Source organism: Methylobacterium marchantiae, from assembly GCF_042679825.1.
Lineage (GTDB): Bacteria > Pseudomonadota > Alphaproteobacteria > Rhizobiales > Beijerinckiaceae > Methylobacterium > Methylobacterium marchantiae.
This window is the reverse complement of record NZ_JBHTND010000008.1, coordinates 16305-35823: the sequence shown is the minus strand read 5'-3', so window position 1 is coordinate 35823 and position 19519 is coordinate 16305. Positions and strand designations below refer to the sequence as shown.

Sequence of the window (19519 nt, the reverse complement as noted above, 5' to 3'; positions counted from 1 at the left end):
GGCCAGATCAGGGGCCGGCGCGCAGGAGCATCCCGAACAGATCCCGGGGATCGTCCGGGTCGGCGAGCAGGTCGAGATCCTCGAAGAAGCGGGTGCCCGCGAGGACCGAGCGGAGATATCGCAATGCCGAGAAATCCTCGACCGCGAAGCCGACGGAGTCGAACAGCGTGATCTGCCGGCCGTCGCGGCGCCCGGTCGCCTCGCCGGCGATCACCCGCCAGAGTTCGGTGACGGGGTGATCGGCGGGCAATTGCTGGATCTCACCCTCGAGCCGGGTCTGAGGGGCATATTCGACGAAGATGTCCGACCGCCGGAGGATGTCGGGATGCAGTTCCGTCTTGCCCGGACAATCCCCGCCGACTGCATTGATGTGGATGCCCGGGCCGACGAGGTTGTCGGTGAGGATGGTGGCGGATTGCTTGTCCGCCGTCGCCGTCGTGACGATGTCGGCCCCCTCCACGGCGTCGGCGGCGCCGGAGCAGAGACGGATATCGAAGCCGAACCGGCCGAGGTTGCGCCGGCACTTGGCGCTGGCGGACGCGTCGATGTCGTAGAGGCGCAGGGAATCGATGCCGACCAGGGCCTTGAAGGCCAGTGCCTGGAACTCGGCCTGGGCGCCATTGCCGATGATCGCCATGGTCCGCGCCCCCTTGGGAGCGAGGTGTCTGGCGGCGACCGCCGACATGGCGGCGGTGCGCAGAGCGGTGAGGATCGTCATCTCGGTGAGCAGCATCGGATAGCCGTTGCCGACATCGGCCAGCACGCCGAAGGCGGCCACGGTCTGGCGTCCGCTATGGGCGTTCTTCGGGTGCCCGTTGACGTATTTGAAGCCGTAGGTGGTGCCGTCGCTGGTCGGCATCAGTTCGATCACGCCATCGGCGCTGTGGGAGGCCACGCGCGGCTGCTTGTCGAAGACGTGCCAGCGCCGGAAATCCTCCTCGATCGTGGCCGCCAGTTCCGACAGGAACCGCTCGATTCCGATCGCGAGGACGAGCTTCATCATTTTGTCGACGCTGACGAACGGAACGACGTTCAGTTGAACCGACATGATGACCCACCTTCCTGTGCCGGCGCGCCTCGTCGCCAGGGTCACCCCATCCCGGCTGCGTCTTCGCAACGGGCGCGCCGGATCCGATGACCGGCAAGATCATCCGTCCTGCGGGACGGCATAGCCCTTGCGGTCGAAAACCGGCATGGGATCGTCCAAATTGCCGTAGGGATTCGTTGCAGTGTGGCCGCTGATCCGATCGGACGGAAGACGGGGCGGATGGCGCCGGGCGGTGCTGCGACGCAAGCCCATCGCGCATCCGGCGGAAGCAGCGGGCATCGCCGATCACGAGGCCGGTATTCCTCCCCTCGAACGCTCCATCGGCCTGTTCCGCCTCGTCATGCTGGGCGTCGGCGCCACGGTCGGCACCGGCATCTTCGTGATCCTGAGCGCCGCGGTGCCGGAGGCCGGCCCCGCCATCCTGATCTCGTTCGTGCTGGCCGCAATCACGGCGGGACTCACGGCGCTCTGCTACGCCGAACTGGCCTCGGCCCTTCCCCTGTCGGGCTCGTCCTATTCCTACGCCTACGCCATCCTCGGCGAGCTCGCGGCCTTCCTGGTCGGCGCATGCCTGCTTCTCGAATACGCCGTCTCCGCCTCGGCCATCGCGGTGGGGTGGGGGCAGTATCTCAACGAGGTCTTCGCCGCGACGATAGGCTGGACCATGCCCGCCGCGATCAGCCAGCCGCCCGGCCGCGGCGGCTACGTCAACCTGCCGGCCATCGTGCTCATCGCCTCGTGCACGCTGCTGCTCCTGCGCGGCACGGCCGAATCGACTGCGATCAATGCCGTTCTCGTCCTGGTGAAGCTCGCGGTGCTGGTCTTCTTCGCGATCGTCGCCCTGACGGCGTTCAAGCCGGAGAACCTGACGCCCTTCGCGCCCTTCGGCTGGGCCGGCGTGAGCACCGCCGCCTCGACGATCTTCTTCTCCTATGTCGGGCTCGATACGATCTCCACGGCGAGCGAGGAGGTGCGCGACCCGTCCCGGACGCTGCCGATGGGGATCGTCCTCTCCCTCGTCATCGTCAGTGCGATCTACATCCTCGTCGCCTTCGCCGGCATCGGAGCCCAGCCCTGGACCCTCTTCGCGGGCCAGGATGCCGGATTGGCCGTGATCCTCCGGACCGCCACCGGAACGACCTGGCCGGCCCTCGTCCTCTCCATCGGCGCGGTGGCCTCGATCTTCTCGGTGACGCTCGTGACGATGTACGGCCAGACCCGCATCCTGTTCGCCATGAGCCGCGACGGATTGCTGCCGAGGGCGTTCCAGCGGGTCGATCCGCGAACCCGGAACCCGAACGCGAACACCCTCTTCGTGGCCCTGTTCGTCGCTGTGCTCGCGGCCCTGGTCCCCCTCGACGTGCTCGCCAACCTCACGAGCATGGGCACGCTGGTCGCCTTCGCCGCGGTCTCCATCGGCGTCGTGATCCTGCGCCGGACGCGGCCCGACCTGCCGCGGGGGTTCCGCGTACCGTTCTTCCCGCTCCTGCCGGTCGCGAGCCTCGGCTGCTGCCTCACTCTCATCGCCGCGCTGCCACGCGACACCTACCTGCTCTTCGCGTTCTGGATCGCCGCCGCCCTCGTGCTCTACACGTCCTACTCGCTGCGTCATTCGCGGCTCGCGAGCGCCTGACACGCCGAACCGAGGCTTCGACCAGCTAGGCAGGGCTTGCGCCGCCGGGCCGCGGCTTCCAGGTGATGATGACTGTTCCCCAACCCGGCCGGTCGCGACGATGCCCCGATTCTTCTTCCACACCCATATCGGCGAGGAGGTCATCACCGACCCCACCGGGACCGAATTGCGGGATGCCGACCATGCCTGGGAGGTCGCGCGGGATACGATCCAGGCGACCATGCGCGAGGCAGAGGCTCAGGCGCGCCTGATGGGAGCGATCCTCGTCGTCACCGACGAATCCGGCGAGACGGTCCTCGAATTTCCGTTCTCCGAGATCGTCGCCGTCGCGCCCGAACCCGCACCGACGATCCATTGAGGCGGCCCGGCCCGCTCAGCGCGTCTTCGAGGCCGCGCTCTCCGCCCCGACCGCCTTCCTGATCGCCTCCAGGAGAGCGCCTTCGAACAGGAGGGCCGACCCGTAGTGGAATTCGAGGTCGAACGGGCGCCGCGAGTTCATCGACAGCGACGCGCTCTGCATGGCCACGAGACGGTCCGACAGATCGAACAGCCCCGAGCCGGAGCCGCCGAAACCGTCGTTGCAATTGTGCCGGGCGCGGCGGATGTCATCCTCCGTCGGCGGGTCGATCTGCTGGATCGAGCAGGTCTCGGTACTGCTCGGTCCGCGATAATTTTCGTGGCCGCCGGGCGACACCATCACTACGGGTATCTCGGCGATGCCGGTGGCCAGCGCCGGCGGCTCGGGCATCGGCTGCGGCGGAACGCCCAGGACGGGCTCGGCGAGGTCGATCAGCGCCCAATCGTCGGTGATGTGCAGCGCCTTGGCATCGGAGGCGGCGCCGAGACGCAGGCTCGAGGGTACGAAACTGTAATTGCGCCCCCCGATCTGGAAGAAGCAATCCTCGACCTCCCGCATCACCTCCATGCGGCGGTTGCGGAAGTTGTGGGCGTTCAGCACCACGAGGCGAGGCGATCCGATGAGCCAGGCCGCTGCCGCCTTCTGCGGGACTCCATCCGGCCGGCGGTGGCAGAACAGGACACCTGCACCGGGATACCGGGCGATGTCGGCTCCGGTGAGATCGCGGCGCCCGTCACGCGGGTAGAGCGCGGCCATCCGCACCTCGCCGGCAGAGGCAAGCCCGTGCCACGCCACCGCGATCGAGGGCACTGCGAGCCCGAGCAGGCAGGTCCAGACCCGGGCCGATCTCCGCATCGGGCCGGATCGGTCCCTCGATATCGGGACGGAGACGCGCTCGGTTGCGACCTGGGTCATCTGCGTCGTGAACCAATGCTGATGCTGCGCAATCGCCTCCCGGTCCCGGGAGGAGGGCGGTTCGGGTGATGTCGAGACTGCGTTCCGGATAGACGCATCTGCAATCGCGAAGACGTCCGGCGGAGCGACGATCCAAATCCAGCCACGTATGCCGGCAGAGGCATCCGAGATGCCCGCCTATTCCGGCGGATCTTTCTTGACGGACACGCACATCTTCACGGCCGATTCCAGCTTGATCTCACCGGGATTGCCGATATTCGCCGTCTCCTCGAGGCAGCGGATGAAGTAGTTCTTATCGAGTTCGGCGTTCAGGCTCGAAAAGGCGTTGCCCATGCGTGTCGCGAAGTCGATCTTCTCGTCCGTCGAGGCACGCGGCCAGCGCGACACCTTGTCATCCATCGTCAACCGTGCGGCTTCGGCAATCGACGGCAGGACAATCAGGCAAAATACGAGCGCGCTTCGTCTTCTGATCATCGATGTTTCTCGTTTTTGTTTCCTACCCCTGTCCATGTTAGCGCCGAGCCACGGCGAGTAAAGCTTAGGTTCACGCGAAAAGGATGCTTTTCCTGAACCGCGATCGTATTCGAAGACGACGGACCGGCCGCGAACCTACGTGGCGTGTGACTCGTCTCGGCAGCCGTACGGGCATCGGCGCGACGGATCGCGAGCCGGCGAAGTCTTTCTCATTCCAGGCAAAGACCCGTTGTCGCAGAGCGTGGACCAAGTCGAGTCCAGCACTGCGAATGCTGAGCGGCCTGGATAAATGAATGGAACCAATTGCCAAATCGTCCTGTAAAAAAAGGTTGAAGTGGCTAAAGACATCAGGCAAAGCAAATGATTATATAGCTAGCCGATGGATCAGTAATAAGTCTTTTATAAGAGCGACCAACGTCAGGTTAGTCTTATAAATACGATTATAGAAAAACCGATCGACCGATTTCTTGCTGAAGCGGCGAAAGCAATGGCTGCGGCCGACCCTCACGGGTCGAGCACGTGGCAGAAGGGCAGGAGACGCAGAATGAACAGGTTACTGAATTCAGTCTCGGTGCTGGCCGTCTTGGCCCTGGCACCGATCGGATTGTCAGGGATCGCCTCAGCCAACGACAAGCTCATCGATCTGTCGAACAGCGATGAAAACTGGGTGATGCCGGGTAAGAATTACGACTCGGACAATTACAGCAAGCTCAAGCAGATCAACACGACGAACGTGAAGGACCTCAAGGTCTCCTGGACGTTCTCGACCGGCCTGCTCAACGGCCACGAGGGCGCTCCCGTCGTCGTCGACAACAAGATGTACATCCACACCTCCTTCCCGAACAACACGTTCGCACTCGGCCTCGACGATCCGGGCAAGATCCTCTGGCAGGACAAGCCCAAGCAGAACCCGGCCGCCCGCGCCGTGGCCTGCTGCGATCTCGTGAACCGCGGCCTCGCCTACTGGCCCGGCGACGGCAAGACCCCGGCACTGATCCTCAAGACGCTGCTCGACGGCAACGTCATGGCGCTCAACGCCGAGACCGGCGAGACCGTGTGGAAGGTCGAGAACTCCGACATCAAGGTCGGCTCGACGCTCACGATCGCTCCCTACGTCGTCAAGGACAAGGTCATCATCGGCTCCTCGGGCGCCGAGCTCGGCGTGCGCGGCTACCTCACCGCCTACGACGTGAAGACCGGTTCCCAGGTCTGGCGCGCCTATGCGACCGGTCCCGACAAGGACCTGCTGCTGGCCTCCGACTTCAACATCAAGAACCCCCATTACGGCCAGAAGAACCTCGGCACCGCCACCTGGGAGGGTGATGCCTGGAAGATCGGCGGCGGCACCAACTGGGGCTGGTACGCCTACGATCCGGGCACCAACCTGATCTATTTCGGCACCGGCAACCCGGCGCCGTGGAACGAGACCATGCGTCCCGGCGACAACAAGTGGACGATGACCATCTTCGGCCGTGACGCCGATACCGGTGAAGCCAAGTTCGGCTACCAGAAGACCCCGCACGACGAGTGGGATTACGCTGGCGTCAACGTGATGATGCTGTCGAACCAGAAGGACAAGGACGGCAAGGATCGCAAGCTCCTGACCCATCCGGACCGGAACGGCATCGTCTATACCCTCGACCGGACCGACGGTTCGCTCGTCTCGGCCAACAAGATCGACGACACGGTCAACGTGTTCAAGTCGGTGGACCTGAAGACCGGTCAGCCGGTGCGCGATCCCGAATACGGAACCCGGATGGACCACCTCGCCAAGGACATCTGTCCCTCGGCGATGGGCTATCACAACCAGGGCCACGATTCCTACGATCCCGAGCGCAAGCTCTTCTTCATGGGCATCAACCACATCTGCATGGATTGGGAGCCCTTCATGCTTCCCTACCGTGCCGGTCAGTTCTTCGTCGGCGCCACTCTGAACATGTATCCCGGCCCGAAGGGCGATCGCCAGAACTACGAAGGTCTGGGCCAGATCAAGGGCTACAACGCCATCACCGGCGAGTTCAAATGGGAGAAGATGGAGCGCTTCGCCGTGTGGGGCGGAACGACGGCGACCGCCGGCGGTCTCGTGTTCTACGGAACGCTGGACGGCTACATCAAGGCGCGCAACTCGGACAACGGAGACCTTCTCTGGAAGTTCAAGATGCCGTCCGGCGCCATCGGCTACCCGATCACCTACACCCACAAGGGTGACCAGTACGTCGCCATCTACTACGGCGTCGGCGGCTGGCCGGGTGTCGGCCTCGTGTTCGACCTTCAGGATCCGACGGCCGGTCTCGGCGCGGTCGGCGCCTTCAAGAAGCTCGCCAACTACACCCAGATGGGTGGCGGCGTGATGGTGTTCTCGCTGAACGGCAAGGGTCCCTACGACGATCCGAGCGTCGGCGAATACCAGACGGCTGCCAAGTAAGACCCAGGTCTTCCCGCATCCAAGGAAGCCTCGCCGGCCTTCGGGTCCGGCGGGGTCACCCGCGACACGGAACCTCGTTCGAGCGGGCACGCCATGCCCGGATCGTCGGGCCCAGGTCTCCGAGAAACCCCGGGCCGCGCTTCTGCTCCGCAAGTTTCGGTCTTCCGAGCGAGCCTTCGTGCCGAAGGCCATCCGCGCACCGGCAACCCGCACAAGAATTCGTCCAAGAATTCGACGCCCCATTTCAGGAAACGGAAACGCTCCATGTCGTTCTTCACCGGACGCCGCACGTCGGCGCTTTCCGCAGCAGCCCTTTCCGCGGCCGTCGTCCTGGCCCTCGGCGGCGTATCCGTCGCCCAGACCGGTACGCCCGCAGCGAGCGTCCCCTCGGACGACAGCGTCCTCCGGGTCTGCGCCGCCAACCAGCCGCCGCTCTCGATGAAGGACGGGACCGGGCTCGAGAACCGCATCGTCTCCGCCGTCGCCGAGGCCATGGGCCGCAAGGCGCAGTTCGTCTGGTCCGACAAGCCGGCGATCTATCTCGTGCGCGACAGCCTCGACAAGAAGCTCTGCGACGTGGTGGTCGGCCTCGACAGCGACGACCAGCGCGTCCTCACCACCAAGCCCTATTACCGGAGCGGCTACGTCTTCATCACCCGCGCGGACAGGGACCTCGACATCAAGACCTGGTCCGACCCACGGCTGAAGACGATCGACCACATGGTCGTCGGCTTCGGCACGCCCGGCGAGGCGATGCTGAAGGATATCGGCCGCTACGAGGAGGATATGGCCTACCTCTATTCGCTGGTGAACTTCCGCGCGGCCCGCAACACTTACACCCAGATCGATCCCGCCCGAATGGTCAGTGAAGTCGTCGCCAACAAGGCTGACGTCGCCGTGGCCTTCGCTCCCGACGTCGCCCGCTATGTCAAGGATTCGAGCCAGCCCCTGCGCATGACCCTGGTGCCGGACGATACGGTCCGCAGCGACGGCCAGAAGATGCCCCAGAGCTTCGACCAGTCCATGGGCGTGCGCCGCGACGACCAGGCTCTGAAGACCGCCCTCGACGCGGCGATCACCAAGGCCCGGCCGCAGATCGACGCGATCCTGCGCCAGGACGGCGTGCCCGTCATCGCCGCCTCCAACTGATCTCCTCACCCCTGTCCCGCGTCGCCGGTGCGCCGAGCACCGGTACGCCCACCCCGGCCGCAAGTCCGGGGATAAGCAGAGCAAATCCATGCGTCACACGAACCGCGTCATCGCCGGCCTCTTCGGGCTCGGCCTTGCCACCGCAGGCGTCGCGGCCCTCGCCCAGCCGAGCGCAGGCCCCTCCACCGGCATCACCTTCCGCAACACCGTCACCGGCGAACAGCTCGACGTCTCGCAGGGCAAGGAAGGCGGCCGGGACACGCCGGCCGTCAAGGAGTTCTTCCAGACCGGCAAGAACCTCTACATCGACGACAAGTCCTGCCTGCGTAACGGCGAGTCGCTGTTCGCGACCTCGTGCTCGGGCTGTCATGGCCACCTCGCCGAGGGCAAGCTCGGGCCCGGCCTGAACGACAATTACTGGACCTATCCGTCGAATACCGAGGATGCGGGCCTGTTCGCCACGATCTTCGGTGGCGCCAACGGGATGATGGGTCCGCACAACGAGAACCTGACGCCCGACGAGATGCTGCAGACCATCGCCTGGATCCGGCATCTCTATACCGGTCCGGTCAAGGACGCGGTCTGGCTCAACGACGAGCAGAAGAAGAATTACACGCCCTACAAGCAGGGCGAGACCTTCCCCACGGACGTGAAGGGCCAGTGCAAGCCGCTGGAATGAGCGTCCGAGGAAGTCACGTCGCGCGGGGGACATCGCGCGGTGAGCGAGAAGCGGCGAACGCCGTAACAAGTAAAACCAGAGGAGACGACCATGCGGACACTCATCACGGCCCTGGCAATCGGTGCGGGCGCGCTGCTCGCCGTTCCCGCGCTCGCCTATGACGGCACCAAGTGCAAGGCCGCCGGCAATTGCTGGGAGCCCAAGCCCGGCTTCCCCGAGAAGATCGCCGGCTCGAAATACGACCCGAAGCACGATCCGAAAGAACTCTCCAAGCAGTCGGATTCGATCAAGCAGATGGAAGAGCGCAACGCCAGGCGCATCGAAGCCGCCAAGAAGACCGGCAAGTTCGAATACGACGTCACGAAGCTTTCCGCCAACTGACGTCGTCGCCGCCCTCACTCCCGGGCGGCCCTCACGGTGACCGCGATCCCCCCTGGCGCCTGGACCGCTCCGTCCGGGGATCGCGGCCGCTGTCCGCAAAGGCAAACCCCATGAACGACATCCGCTCCGGCGACGCGATGCTCACCGACTGGCGCGAGGCCGCCGGCCGCTTCGAACGCACCGTGCGCGGCGCCGTCCTTGGCCAGGACCGCGCGATCCGGCTCCTCACCATCGCGCTCTTCGCCCGCGGCCACGTGCTGCTCGAAGGCGATGTCGGCGTCGGCAAGACCACGCTGCTGCGCGCCGTGGCGCGGGCGCTGGGCGGCGCCTACGAGCGGATCGAGGGCACGGTGGACATGATGCCCTCCGACCTCGTCTACCACATCTACCTCGCCGATGACGGGCGTCCCCGCGTCGAGCCCGGGCCGGTCCTGCGGCAATCCGAGGACCTGTCGATCTTCTTCTTCAACGAGATCAACCGCGCGCGGCCGCAGGTCCACTCGCTGCTGCTGCGCCTGATGGCCGAGCGCAGCCTCACCGCCTTCAACCGCGAATACCGCTTCCCCAATCTCCAGGTCTTCGCTGACCGCAATCGCGTCGAGCGGGAAGAGACCTTCGAGCTCCCAGCCGCCGCCCGCGACCGCTTCATGATGGAGATCGGGCTCGATGCGCCGCGCGATGCGGAGGCCCGCCGCGCCCTCGTCTTCGATCCGCGCTTCCACGACACCGACGCGCTCATCGCCGGCATCGACAGCGGCGTCCTCGATCACGCCGCCATGGCCGGGATCGGCGCCGCGATCCAGCACGGCATCCAGGCGAGCCCCGCCATCGAGGCCTACGTGGTTGGCCTGTGGGAGGCCCTGGTGCGCCCGGACGAGGCGGGCATCCGCCTGCCCGGCATCGACATGTCGGCGCTGATCCAGGGCGGGGCCTCGCCGCGCGGCGTCGCCTTCCTCGTGCGCGCCGCCCGTGTCCGCGCCTGGCTCGAGGGCCGCGACTGGCTCGTACCCGAGGATATCCGCGCGATCTTCCCCGAAGTGATGGCGCATCGCGTCTTCCTCGAGCCCATCTACGAGATGCGCCGCAGCACCATCGTGCCGGAACTGTGCCGGGCCGTGTTCGACACCGTGCCCGCGCCGTGACGGTGCCCGAACCGATGCCGGACATCGTCTACCGTCCCCGCGGACGCGTGCCCGGCACGGTCGCCGGGGCGCATCGCGGCCGCGATGCCGGCGGCCTCGGCACGTTCCGCGACCAGGTGCCGTTCCTGCGCATGCCGGATGCGCGCCGCATCGACGTGCGCGCCACCCTGCGCGATCCGTTCGAGGGCACCTATGTCCGCCGCTTCGAGAGCCGCACGTCCATCGAAGTGTGGGCGCTCGTCGACCTGTCCGCCTCCATGCGCTTTTCCGGCGAGGCGGACCGGATGGAACTCGTCTCGGCGCTCTGCGGCTGTCTCGCCGCCTCGGCCACGCGCATCGGCGACGCTTTCGGCCTGATGGGCTGCGACGCGACCGTTCGCGAGGACGTGCTCCTGCCGGCGAGCCGCCGCCGGAGCATTGCCGCTGAGGTGGCCTCGCGCCTCGCCGGGGCCGCCTGCACCGTCGACCGGGCGGACGGGATGGAGGAGGCCGCCCGCCGCCTCGTGGGACGCCCCAAGATCGTGTTCCTGATCTCCGATTTCCGCTGGCCGGACGCCGCCATCGCGAACACCTTCTCGAGCCTGGCGCGCCACGACCTCGTGCCGGTGGTGGTGGCCGACGCCGCCGAGGAGGAAGGCCTCCCCGAATGGGGCCTGATGGAACTCGACGACCTCGAAGGCGCCGGCCGCCGCGTGGTCTTCATGCGTCCGAGCCTGCGCCGCCGCTGGATCGCCCGCGAGGCCGAGCGGGCCTCGACCCTGCGCCGGATCGCGACCGCCTACGGACGTCCCCCCTTCCGCCTGTCCGGCCGCTTCGACCCGGACGCGGTCAGCCGCCACCTGCTGGCGAGTTGAGTCAGCCCATGCGTCGCCTCGCCCCGATCCTGTTCCTCCTCTGCTCGTCGGTCGCCGCACAGGCGCAGGTGCGGTCCGTGGAGGTGCGCACGCCGCGCCCCTTCGGCTACTTCCTCGGCGATCTGGTGCGCGCCCAGGTGGACATCGTCGTCGAGCCCGGCTTCGCGCTCCAGTCGGCCTCGCTGCCCCATCCCGGCGCCATGGCCTATTGGCTCGACCTCCGGGACATCGCGGTCTCGGACGCCTCGGTGGGAGACGGCCGCCGGGTGCGCCTCGATCTCACCTACCAGAACTTCTACGCCGCCCTCGATGCGCGGGCGCTGGAGATCCCGGGCTTCACCGTCACCTTCGTGAGCGAGAGCGACCGGGGCGCCACCACGGCCAAGGCCCAGGTCCCGGCCTGGTCGTTCAACATCTCGCCCCTGCGCGAGGTGCAGCCGCCCGCGCGCGCGGAGCCCCAGAGCTACATGCGGCCGGACGGGCGCGTGGCGGCCCTCGATCCGCAGCCGCTCGTCCTCGGCGGGGCCGGCTTCGCCGCCATGGCGCTCGTCGCCTTCGCCGGGCTCGCCTGGGACCGGACCTGGTGGCCCTTCGCCGGACGAGGCGGGCGGGCCTTCGCCCTGTGCCTGCGCCGGCTCCGTACCCTGTTCGAGCGCCCCGATCCCGATGCCGCCTATGGCGAAGGCCTCCTCGCCCTCCACCGCGCCCTCGACGAGACCGACGGCCGGCGCGTGCTCGCCGACGATCTCCCCACCTTCCTCGCGCGCCACCCGGCCTATCGAACGGAGGAGCGCGGCCTCGCCGCCTTCCTCGACGCGTCGCGCCATACCTTCTTCGGGTCCGGTCCCGCCGCGGGCACGCGGCTCCTCGCCCCGTCCGACCTCGTGTCCCTGACGCGGCGGCTCGCCGCCATCGAGCGCGCATCATGATGCGCGTCTCCGCGGAACATTCCTGGCTGCTCTGGCTGCTGCCCCTGGCCCTGCTGCCGCTGGCGGTGTCGAGCCAGCGGCTGACCCGGGTCTCCAGCATCGCGGCGGGGCCGCTCGACGGCCTGTCGCGGGCGATCGGCTGGAGCCTGCGCGCGGCCGGCTTCCTCGCCATCGGCGGCCTCGTCGTCGCCCTGTCCGGTCCCTACCGGCAGGGCGAGACCATCACCCGTACCGGCATCGGCGCCCAGGTCTCGATCCTCGTCGACCGGTCGGGCAGCATGAACGAGACCTTCGCCGGACGTCAGCCCTCGGGAGCCGAGGAATCCAAGGCGGCGGCCTCGCGCCGGCTGCTCGCGGACTTCGTCGGCAGCCGCGCGCACGACCAGTTCGCCGTCACCGCCTTCTCCACCGCCCCCATGCTCGTGGTGCCGATGACCGACCGTCACGAAGCGGTCCGCGCGGCCATCGCCGCCATCGACCGGCCCGGCCTCGACTACACCAACGTCGCGCGCGGTCTCGCCATGGCGCTGTCGCAGTTCGGCGCGAACGCCGCCAACGTCTCCCGCGCCCTGCTCATCGTCTCGGACGGTGCGGCGGTGATCGATCCGCGCGTACAGGGAGCGCTGCGCGCCGAATTCGCCCGCATCCGGCCGAACCTCTACTGGCTGTTCCTGCGCACCAAGGGCTCGCCCTCCATTTCCGACAAGCCGTCGGGCGAGGACACGCCCCAGGCCGCGCCCGAGCGCCATCTCGACCTGTTCTTCAAGAGCCTCGGCACACCCTACCGTGCCTTCGAGGCCGAGGGCGCCGAGGCGGTGGCCGACGCCATCGGCCAGATCGAGCGGCTGGAGCGCGACCCGATCCCCTATACCGAGCAGCGTCCGCGCCGCGACCTGTCAAGATGGGCCTACGGCCTGAGCCTGATCGGCCTTCTCGCTCTGGTCGCGGGCAAGCTCGCGGAAGCGGATCCGAGCCTGCGGCGGAGACGGGGGCGTGTCGACGCCTCGGTCGTAGAGCCGGCGACATCGAGGCTCGCCGCATGAGCAGGATTACCGGACCGGCATCGACGCGCGCCGCCAACCCTCCCCCCTCTGCGGGGGAGGGTGGTCGCGGAGCGACCGGGAGAGGGAGCGACCCCTCCGGAAAGCGCGCTCCCCTCTCCCGACCCTCGCTGACGCGAGGTCCACCCTCTCCCGCAGAGGGGAGAGGGAAGGTCCGCGCCAGACTGGTCGGCGCCCTGCGCCGCGCCCGTCCCCGTCTCCTGGTGGTCCTCCCGATCCTGCTCCTGCTGATCGCCCTCGGCTTCGGCGCGGCGGCCTGGCGGGTCGCGCGCGACAACGCCACCATCGCGGCGCTCGCTTCCGGCAAGGACGTGCCGGTCTCCCTCGCTGCGGCGCCTCCCGTCCTGCTCGCCCGCGTGCAGCACCTCGCCCGGCGCGGCGTGGTGGAGGAGATCGAGCCGCTGATCGAGGCCCTCGACCGGCTGGGCGAGACCGACCGCTCGGCGCGCGCCCGTTATGCGCTGGCCAATGCCCGTCTCCGGCAGGCCTTCGATCACCTGGAGCGCGGCGACCTCGACCCGGCGGGGCCGCTCATCACGCTGGCGCGGCAGGATTACCGGCGGGCGCTCCAGGGCCGGCCGGACCTGTGGGACGCGAAGTTCAACCTCGACGTCGCTTCCCGCCTGCTGCGCGACTTCCCCGAATTCGACCGCAAGACCGGCGACGAGCTGAAGGCCGAGCCGAAGAAGATCTGGACAGAGATTCCCGGCCAGCCCCGGGGCGAGCCGTGAACGCCGCGAGCCTCGTCCGCCGCAACCTGCGCGACCGGCGGTTCCAGCTTCTCGCCGGCGCGCTCGCTCTCGTGGCGCTGACCTTCGTGGCGCGCCCGCTGCCGCTCACCCGGAACGGGGTCGAGGTCCTGGCCGTCCTCGACATCACCGGCAGCATGAACGTGCGCGATTATGCCGGGGCGGACGGCAAGCCGGTGAGCCGCCTGGAGACAGCGAAGGCCGCCCTGCGCGATCTCGTCGGTGCGCTGCCCTGCGGCTCGCGGGTGGCGCTCGCCCTCTTCACCGAGCGGCGGCCCTTCCTGCTCTTCGCACCGATCGAGGTCTGCGCCGATTTCGCGCCCCTCGACGGCGCCATCCAGGCCGTCGACTGGCGCATGGCCTGGGAGGGCGACAGCCGGATCTCGGCCGGCCTGTTCCGGTCCGTGGAGATGGCGGCCGATCTCGGCACGGACCTCGTCTTCGTCACCGACGGGCAGGAGGCGCCACCCCTGCCCAGCACCGGCGGTCCCGCCTTCGACGGCAAGCCCGGCGCGGTACGCGGCCTCATCGTCGGGGCCGGGGCCTACGGCCTGTCGCCGATCCCGCGCTACAACGATCGCGGCCGCGAGATCGGGTTCTACGGGGCGGGCGACGTCCAGCAGGAGAACCGCTTCGGGCCGCCCCCCGCCGATGCCGAGAGCCGCGAGGGCTACAACCCGCGCAACGCCCCCTTCGGCGCCAGCGCCGCGACCGGGACCGAGCACCTGTCCTCCGTCCGCGAGCCCTACCTCAGGACCCTCGCGCAGGCGACGGGGCTGACCTACGCCCATCTCGACGGACCCTCGGGCCTGCCGGACGCCCTGGCACGCGCGGCGACTCCGCGCCCTCTCCCCGGCAGCCTCGACCTGCGCCCCCTGTTCGGCGGGATCGCCCTCGCGCTGATCCTCGCCGTCTTCGCCGCCCCGCTGCTCGGGGCCGGCCGTTTCTTCATCGGAAAAAAGGTCTGATCGATGCGTCTTGCCCTGCCGCCCGCGCTTCTCGCTCCCCTGGCAGCCACACTCCTCCTCTCGACCACGGCCCTCGCTCACGGCCCGACGCCGCAGAAGGTCGACCAGTCCGTCACCATCGCGGCGAAGCCCGACGCGGTCTGGGCCGTGGTCGGCGATTTCGCCGGTATGTCGAACTGGCATCCGGACGTGGCGAAGAGTGTCGGCACCGGCGGCAACGCCTCGGGCGGCCGCCGCACTCTGACCCTCAAGAACGGCGGCACCCTCGACGAGGGGCTCGACGAGTGGGATGCGGGCAAGCGCAGCTATTCCTACCGCCTCGGCGATGCCGATCTGAAGGCGCTGCCGGTCTCGTCCTACTCGGCGACGCTCACCGTCAGTCCCGATGGCGAGGGCTCGAAGGTCGAATGGCTCGGCCGCTTCTATCGCGGCGATACCGGCAACGAGCCGCCGGAGGAACTCAGCGACGCCGCCGGCAAGGAGGCGATGAACCGCTATTTCGACAACGGCCTCAAGGGGCTGAAGGCGCGCGTGGAGGGCAAGGCGAAGCAATGAGCCCAACGCGCCCGATCCTGCTCGCCGGCCTCGCCTTCGTCCTCTCCATCCCTGCGGTGGAGGCGGGGCCCGTCTACGTGGCGAGCCAGGGCGCCGGGGCATTGACCCGCATCGAGGCGGGGGCCGGCGTCGTCGCGGCCTCCGTCGCGGTCGGGCAGGGGATCGCACAGGTCGCCGCCGGTCCGGACGGCCGCCTCTACCTGACCCAGCCCGACCATGCCGGGATCGACGTGGTCGACGGACGCACGAATGCCGTCCTGCGGCGGCTGCCGTTTCAGGGCCAGGCCTTCGGCATCGTCGCCTCGGCGGATGGGGCGAGCCTCTTCGTCGGCGACTGGGCCGGCGGGCGCCTGGTGCGTGTCTCCGCCGGGACGGGCGCCGTCGAAGGAAGCTGCGCCGTGGGCAGGGACCCGGCCGGCCTCGTCCTCGACCGCAAGGGCCGGCTCTACGTGGCCGATCGCGAGAGCCGGCAGGTGAGCGTCATCGACACCGCGCGGATGGAACGCCTGGCGACGGTGCCGGTGGGCGAGGGGCCGTTCGCCCTCGGCCTGAATCCGCGCCAGGACCGGCTCTACGTGGCGAACGTGCGCAGCGGCGACCTCAGTGTCATTGAGACCGGAACGATGGCGGTCATCGCGACGGTGAAGGTCGGCGGGATGCCCTACGGCGTCGCGACGAGCGCCGATGGCGGCCTCGTCCTCGTCACGAACCAGCAGGCCGGCACGGTGGTGGTGATCGACGCGGCCAGCCTCGACCTCAAGGCGACGATCCCCGTGGGACGCTACCCGGAAGGGATCGCCGTCGATGGCGTGTCGGCCTATGTGGCAAACTGGTTCTCGGATTCCGTGTCGGTCATCGACCTCCGATCCCTGACGGAGACGGCGCGCATCCCCGTGGCCGAGGGGCCGCGCAGCCTCGTCGTCGGCGCGGTCTCGGAGGCGGTCCGATGAACCGGCTCGCTTGCGCCATCCTGTGTCTCCCGCTCGTCCTCTCCGCCTGCGACAGGGGCGAGGAGGGAAAGGATCAGGCCGTGAGCACCGAGGATCAGGTGGTGGTCGCGACGAAATCCGACGCGGACGTCCCGACTTGGCTCTCGCATACGGACCCGATGGAGCCTGCCCGCTGGCTCGCCAGCCGCGAGATCGGCAAGCCGGCGCCTGAAGTGGGCTCCCAGACCGAGCACCTTCGCCACAGCCTGACCCGCGCGAAGGACTCGTTCATCGAGGACCCGCGGATGATCGCCAACCGCACCGTCCAGCTCGGCCAGATGCTGGCGGAGGCCGGCAAGCCCGAGCCCTATGCCGACCTCATCGACGGGCTCGAAGAGGTCGCCGCCGCGACCCATCGCAAGCAGCTCTTCGGCGAGATGTGCCAGCACTATTACAATACGCGCCAGCAGGGGGCCGACCGGACGAGCGCCCTGTCGAGGCTGACCGAGCGCTACGCGGTCCAGAACGAAGGGCAGGCGACGCCGTGACGGCCTTCTGCCCGATGATGCCATGCGACGGTGAGGCTCGGCGATGACGGCCGTCCTCGTGGTGGACGATCATCCCGTGGTCCTGCGCGGCTTCCGTCGGCTGATGGAAGATGCCGGGATCGAGACGATCCACGAGGCGACGGACATCATGGCCGCCTATCGGATCTTTCACCGCCTGCGCCCCGAAATGGTCGTCGCCGACCTGAGCCTGCAGGGGGAGGGGCTGTCCGGCCTGTCGCTGATCCGGCGGATCCACACCCTGGCGCGGGAGACCCGCATCCTCGCCTTCAGCATGCACAACGATCCGGTCATCGTGTCGCGCGCCCTGGAGAGCGGCGCCATCGGCTACGTCTTCAAGGACGTGCGGACCGCGGAATTCCTCAAGGCCTTCGAGGCGGTGCGAGCGGGTCGGAGCTACCTCGATCACGATCTCGCGGTGGAGATCGCGGTTCTGCAGGCGGGGGCCCGCCGTTCGCCCCTGGCCGATCTCAGCGGCCGCGAGCGCGAAATCCTGTCGCTCCTCAGCCGCGGCACCTCCTATCAGGGCATCGCCGATACCCTGTCGATCAAGTACCGCACCGTCCTCAACACCTGCTCCGCCATGCGCCAGAAGCTCGGCGTGCGGTCTCTCGCCGACCTCATCCGGGTGGCCGTGGACCAGGAGAAGCGGGTGCGCTGAACCGCGTCCGCGACGCGTCGCACACAGCCGATCCTTCGCCATTCGCGAAGGATCGGTCGGCGACATCCGAATTGCGAACCACTCCAATTCGAGATCAATGTCCGCGCCGTGAGACCGGGTCCCCATTGCTGCCCGGCTCCGGCGGAGCATGTCCCGCAGATGCAGGTGGCGTCCATCCTCGCAGGTGAACAGACGGTTCTCGTGACCGCCCTGTTGCTCGTCGTCTGCATGGGCCTGTGGGCGAGCGGCATCGTAGCCGAGGTGGTCACGGCGATGCTGTTCTTCGCGGCCGCCATGCTGCTGAAGCTCGCGCCCGCATCGACGGTGTTTTCCGGCTTCTCGTCGTCGGCCTTCTGGCTCGTCCTGAGCGGAATGGTGGTGGGTCTCGCGATCACCCGGACAGGCCTCGGCACCCGCCTCGCGCGCAGCCTCGCCGGCCGGCTGTCGGGCTCCTATACGGGCTTCGTCGCGGCCATCGTCACCCTGTCCTTCCTCCTCGCCTTCGTCATGCCCTCGAATCTCGGGCGTATCGCCCTGCTGATCCCGGTGGTCCTGGCCCTGTGCGACACGTTCGGCCTGGAACCGGGGCGGCCGGGCCGGCACGGCGCCGTTCTCGCGGTGGGACTCGCAACGCCGCTTCTCTCGGCGGCGATCCTCCCCGCCAACGTGCCCAACCTCGTCATGGCCGGCACGGCCGAGACGCAGTACGGATTGCATCTCGCCTACCTGCCGTATCTCCTCCTCCACGCCCCGGTCCTCGCTGGCGTGAAGGGCCTCGTCCTGGTGGCGGCCATCGTGCGCTTGTTCCCCGACCGGATGCATCCGACGGCAGCTGAAGAGGTGGGAACGATGCCGTCCTTCTCGCCGGAGGAGCGGCGGCTCACCATCGTCCTCGCCCTCACGCTGGCTTTCTGGGTGACGGACAGCCTGCATCACATCGCCCCGGCCTGGATCGGACTGACGGCGGCCGTGATCTGTCTCCTGCCGCGTGTCGGCGTATTACCGGCGGAGGCCTTCGGCGCGGTGAACCTACGGACCTGCTTCTACGTGGCGGCACTCCTCGGTCTCGTGGCGGTCGTCAACGAGACCGGGCTGGGCGCCCGACTCGGTCATGTCCTGCTCGGCGTCGCGCCGCTCGAGCCGGGGGCATCGGCGCAGAATTTCGGCGTGCTGACGGTCATCGCCTCGATCTTCGCCGTCGCCGTCACCGCCAACGGTGCCCCGGCCCTCTACACGGCCCTAGCCGGAGAGATGTCGCGCGCCAGCGGTCTGGACCTTGCGAGCGTGGTGATGATCCAGGTCGTGGGATACTCCACCCTGTTCCTGCCCTATCAGGCTCCGCCCATCGTGATGGCGATGGATCTGGGCCGGGTTCCCCTCCGATCGGCCACCATCCTGACAATCGTGGTGGGGCTCGCATCGCTCTTCGTGATCGCGCCGCTCGACTATCTCTGGTGGCGCGCGCTGGGCCGCTTCCCGTGAGGACCGGCCGGATGACGAATGAGCGGGTGTGTCACACCGCAATGCACATAGACCGCCGTTGCGCATTGGCGCTCGGGCCCTACCCCTTTAGAGACGGTCCAATCTGAGCAGCATCGCTGCTGGCATTGGCACCACAACGCCGAGGACTTTCGCAGAATGGCACCCACCGTCCGACCCACGGTCGCCCAGCCGCTCTCGCCCCACCTCCAGATCTACCGTTGGACCTGGACGATGGCGATGTCGGTGTTCCACCGCGTCACCGGCACCGCCCTCTACGGCGGCACCGCCCTGGTGGCGATCTGGCTCGTGGCCCTCGCTTCCGGCCCGGCGGCCTATGGCTGGGTCGCGTGGTTCTTCGGGTCGATCCTCGGGAAGCTCGTCCTGTTCGTCTACACCTGGATCCTGATGCATCACATGCTGGGTGGCCTGCGCCATTTCATCTGGGATTTCGGCTACGGCTTCGACCGCGAGCAGCGGATGGGGCTGGCCCGCGCCACCCTCATCGGCTCCGTCATCCTGACCGTCCTGATCTGGGCCCTCGCCCTCGTCCTGCGCTGAGGA

Annotated in this window: 21 protein-coding genes; 18 read left to right on the top strand and 3 right to left on the bottom strand. The window is 68.1% G+C overall.

Going from position 1 to position 19519, the window contains the following annotated elements; all coding sequences use genetic code 11:
• Window positions 1-7: 7 nt before the first annotated feature.
• Window positions 8-1048 carry an ornithine cyclodeaminase gene (locus tag ACFQ4G_RS07795; RefSeq protein ID WP_238205363.1) on the bottom strand — a complete coding sequence of 347 codons (1041 nt, stop codon included), beginning with the start codon at window positions 1046-1048 and terminating at the stop codon, window positions 8-10.
• 232 nt (window positions 1049-1280) lie between these two features.
• On the opposite strand from ACFQ4G_RS07795, the gene ACFQ4G_RS07790 reads away from it, so the two are divergent.
• Complete coding sequence (locus ACFQ4G_RS07790) at window positions 1281-2681, top strand: amino acid permease (RefSeq protein ID WP_238205361.1); 1401 nt, start codon at window positions 1281-1283, stop codon at window positions 2679-2681.
• A 100-nt stretch (window positions 2682-2781) separates the two neighbouring features.
• Window positions 2782-3039 carry a DUF6894 family protein gene (locus ACFQ4G_RS07785; protein WP_238205360.1) on the top strand — a complete coding sequence of 86 codons (258 nt, stop codon included), beginning with the start codon at window positions 2782-2784 and terminating at the stop codon, window positions 3037-3039.
• 15 nt (window positions 3040-3054) lie between these two features.
• Here ACFQ4G_RS07785 and ACFQ4G_RS07780 read toward each other — a convergent pair whose 3' ends face one another.
• Together ACFQ4G_RS07780 and ACFQ4G_RS07775 are read right to left on the bottom strand one after the other, a co-directional pair.
• Window positions 3055-3795 (bottom strand): serine protease, encoded by a 741-nt coding sequence (locus ACFQ4G_RS07780; protein ID WP_238205554.1) that lies wholly within the window; start codon window positions 3793-3795, stop codon window positions 3055-3057.
• Window positions 3796-4131: 336 nt separating this feature from the next.
• Window positions 4132-4428 (bottom strand): hypothetical protein, encoded by a 297-nt coding sequence (locus ACFQ4G_RS07775; RefSeq protein ID WP_238205358.1) that lies wholly within the window; start codon window positions 4426-4428, stop codon window positions 4132-4134.
• 544 nt (window positions 4429-4972) lie between these two features.
• On the opposite strand from ACFQ4G_RS07775, the gene ACFQ4G_RS07770 reads away from it, so the two are divergent.
• From ACFQ4G_RS07770 to sdhC, 16 genes are all read left to right on the top strand, one after another.
• A complete protein-coding gene (locus tag ACFQ4G_RS07770; protein ID WP_238205356.1) occupies window positions 4973-6853 on the top strand; it encodes a methanol/ethanol family PQQ-dependent dehydrogenase in 1881 nt (626 codons plus the stop codon).
• Window positions 6854-7117: 264 nt separating this feature from the next.
• Window positions 7118-8002 carry a methanol oxidation system protein MoxJ gene (moxJ, locus tag ACFQ4G_RS07765; protein ID WP_238205354.1) on the top strand — a complete coding sequence of 295 codons (885 nt, stop codon included), beginning with the start codon at window positions 7118-7120 and terminating at the stop codon, window positions 8000-8002.
• 88 nt (window positions 8003-8090) lie between these two features.
• Window positions 8091-8681, top strand: a complete 591-nt coding sequence (moxG, locus tag ACFQ4G_RS07760) for a cytochrome c(L), periplasmic (RefSeq protein ID WP_238205353.1) — start codon at window positions 8091-8093, stop codon at window positions 8679-8681.
• A 90-nt stretch (window positions 8682-8771) separates the two neighbouring features.
• Window positions 8772-9062 carry a methanol dehydrogenase [cytochrome c] subunit gene (locus tag ACFQ4G_RS07755; RefSeq protein WP_238205351.1) on the top strand — a complete coding sequence of 97 codons (291 nt, stop codon included), beginning with the start codon at window positions 8772-8774 and terminating at the stop codon, window positions 9060-9062.
• A gap of 110 nt (window positions 9063-9172) precedes the next feature.
• The gene (locus ACFQ4G_RS07750) at window positions 9173-10204 is read left to right on the top strand and encodes an AAA family ATPase (RefSeq protein ID WP_238205349.1); all 1032 of its coding nucleotides are present in this window, start codon (window positions 9173-9175) and stop codon (window positions 10202-10204) included.
• Between the two features lie 14 nt (window positions 10205-10218).
• A complete protein-coding gene (locus ACFQ4G_RS07745) occupies window positions 10219-11058 on the top strand; it encodes a DUF58 domain-containing protein (protein ID WP_238205552.1) in 840 nt (279 codons plus the stop codon).
• An 8-nt stretch (window positions 11059-11066) separates the two neighbouring features.
• A complete protein-coding gene (locus ACFQ4G_RS07740) occupies window positions 11067-11987 on the top strand; it encodes a nonribosomal peptide synthetase MxaA (protein WP_238205347.1) in 921 nt (306 codons plus the stop codon).
• Window positions 11987-13030, top strand: coding sequence for a vWA domain-containing protein (locus ACFQ4G_RS07735; protein WP_238205550.1), 1044 nt, complete (start codon window positions 11987-11989; stop codon window positions 13028-13030). Before ACFQ4G_RS07740 ends, ACFQ4G_RS07735 begins: the two co-directional genes overlap by 1 nt.
• A gap of 182 nt (window positions 13031-13212) precedes the next feature.
• Window positions 13213-13779 carry an MxaK protein gene (locus ACFQ4G_RS07730; RefSeq protein WP_379040063.1) on the top strand — a complete coding sequence of 189 codons (567 nt, stop codon included), beginning with the start codon at window positions 13213-13215 and terminating at the stop codon, window positions 13777-13779.
• Entirely contained in the window at window positions 13776-14765 is a 990-nt protein-coding gene (locus ACFQ4G_RS07725) for a vWA domain-containing protein (RefSeq protein ID WP_238205345.1), read from the top strand. The genes ACFQ4G_RS07730 and ACFQ4G_RS07725 overlap by 4 nt, the downstream gene beginning before the upstream one ends.
• A gap of 3 nt (window positions 14766-14768) precedes the next feature.
• The gene (locus ACFQ4G_RS07720; RefSeq protein WP_238205343.1) at window positions 14769-15320 is read left to right on the top strand and encodes an SRPBCC family protein; all 552 of its coding nucleotides are present in this window, start codon (window positions 14769-14771) and stop codon (window positions 15318-15320) included.
• A complete protein-coding gene (locus ACFQ4G_RS07715) occupies window positions 15317-16270 on the top strand; it encodes a YncE family protein (protein ID WP_238205341.1) in 954 nt (317 codons plus the stop codon). Before ACFQ4G_RS07720 ends, ACFQ4G_RS07715 begins: the two co-directional genes overlap by 4 nt.
• A complete protein-coding gene (locus ACFQ4G_RS07710; protein ID WP_238205339.1) occupies window positions 16267-16797 on the top strand; it encodes a hypothetical protein in 531 nt (176 codons plus the stop codon). The genes ACFQ4G_RS07715 and ACFQ4G_RS07710 overlap by 4 nt, the downstream gene beginning before the upstream one ends.
• A 43-nt stretch (window positions 16798-16840) precedes the next feature.
• A complete protein-coding gene (locus ACFQ4G_RS07705) occupies window positions 16841-17476 on the top strand; it encodes a response regulator (protein WP_238205337.1) in 636 nt (211 codons plus the stop codon).
• A gap of 159 nt (window positions 17477-17635) precedes the next feature.
• A complete protein-coding gene (locus tag ACFQ4G_RS07700) occupies window positions 17636-18958 on the top strand; it encodes an SLC13 family permease (protein WP_238205335.1) in 1323 nt (440 codons plus the stop codon).
• 156 nt (window positions 18959-19114) lie between these two features.
• The gene (gene sdhC, locus ACFQ4G_RS07695; RefSeq protein ID WP_238205334.1) at window positions 19115-19516 is read left to right on the top strand and encodes a succinate dehydrogenase, cytochrome b556 subunit; all 402 of its coding nucleotides are present in this window, start codon (window positions 19115-19117) and stop codon (window positions 19514-19516) included.
• The last annotated feature ends 3 nt before the right edge of the window (window positions 19517-19519 follow it).

What these genes read in the sequence shown, in the direction of transcription:
- ACFQ4G_RS07795 (WP_238205363.1), bottom strand. Translation starts at nt 1,048, where the DNA reads ATGTCGGTTCAACTGAACGTCGTTCCGTTCGTCAGCGTCGACAAAATG.
- ACFQ4G_RS07785 (WP_238205360.1), top strand. Translation starts at nt 2,782, where the DNA reads ATGCCCCGATTCTTCTTCCACACCCATATCGGCGAGGAGGTCATCACC.
- ACFQ4G_RS07780 (WP_238205554.1), bottom strand. Translation starts at nt 3,795, where the DNA reads ATGGCCGCGCTCTACCCGCGTGACGGGCGCCGCGATCTCACCGGAGCC.
- ACFQ4G_RS07775 (WP_238205358.1), bottom strand. Translation starts at nt 4,428, where the DNA reads ATGATCAGAAGACGAAGCGCGCTCGTATTTTGCCTGATTGTCCTGCCG.
- ACFQ4G_RS07770 (WP_238205356.1), top strand. Translation starts at nt 4,973, where the DNA reads ATGAACAGGTTACTGAATTCAGTCTCGGTGCTGGCCGTCTTGGCCCTG.
- moxJ (WP_238205354.1), top strand. Translation starts at nt 7,118, where the DNA reads ATGTCGTTCTTCACCGGACGCCGCACGTCGGCGCTTTCCGCAGCAGCC.
- moxG (WP_238205353.1), top strand. Translation starts at nt 8,091, where the DNA reads ATGCGTCACACGAACCGCGTCATCGCCGGCCTCTTCGGGCTCGGCCTT.
- ACFQ4G_RS07755 (WP_238205351.1), top strand. Translation starts at nt 8,772, where the DNA reads ATGCGGACACTCATCACGGCCCTGGCAATCGGTGCGGGCGCGCTGCTC.
- ACFQ4G_RS07750 (WP_238205349.1), top strand. Translation starts at nt 9,173, where the DNA reads ATGAACGACATCCGCTCCGGCGACGCGATGCTCACCGACTGGCGCGAG.
- ACFQ4G_RS07745 (WP_238205552.1), top strand. Translation starts at nt 10,219, where the DNA reads ATGCCGGACATCGTCTACCGTCCCCGCGGACGCGTGCCCGGCACGGTC.
- ACFQ4G_RS07740 (WP_238205347.1), top strand. Translation starts at nt 11,067, where the DNA reads ATGCGTCGCCTCGCCCCGATCCTGTTCCTCCTCTGCTCGTCGGTCGCC.
- ACFQ4G_RS07735 (WP_238205550.1), top strand. Translation starts at nt 11,987, where the DNA reads ATGCGCGTCTCCGCGGAACATTCCTGGCTGCTCTGGCTGCTGCCCCTG.
- ACFQ4G_RS07720 (WP_238205343.1), top strand. Translation starts at nt 14,769, where the DNA reads ATGCGTCTTGCCCTGCCGCCCGCGCTTCTCGCTCCCCTGGCAGCCACA.
- ACFQ4G_RS07715 (WP_238205341.1), top strand. Translation starts at nt 15,317, where the DNA reads ATGAGCCCAACGCGCCCGATCCTGCTCGCCGGCCTCGCCTTCGTCCTC.
- ACFQ4G_RS07710 (WP_238205339.1), top strand. Translation starts at nt 16,267, where the DNA reads ATGAACCGGCTCGCTTGCGCCATCCTGTGTCTCCCGCTCGTCCTCTCC.
- ACFQ4G_RS07705 (WP_238205337.1), top strand. Translation starts at nt 16,841, where the DNA reads ATGACGGCCGTCCTCGTGGTGGACGATCATCCCGTGGTCCTGCGCGGC.
- ACFQ4G_RS07700 (WP_238205335.1), top strand. Translation starts at nt 17,636, where the DNA reads ATGCAGGTGGCGTCCATCCTCGCAGGTGAACAGACGGTTCTCGTGACC.
- sdhC (WP_238205334.1), top strand. Translation starts at nt 19,115, where the DNA reads ATGGCACCCACCGTCCGACCCACGGTCGCCCAGCCGCTCTCGCCCCAC.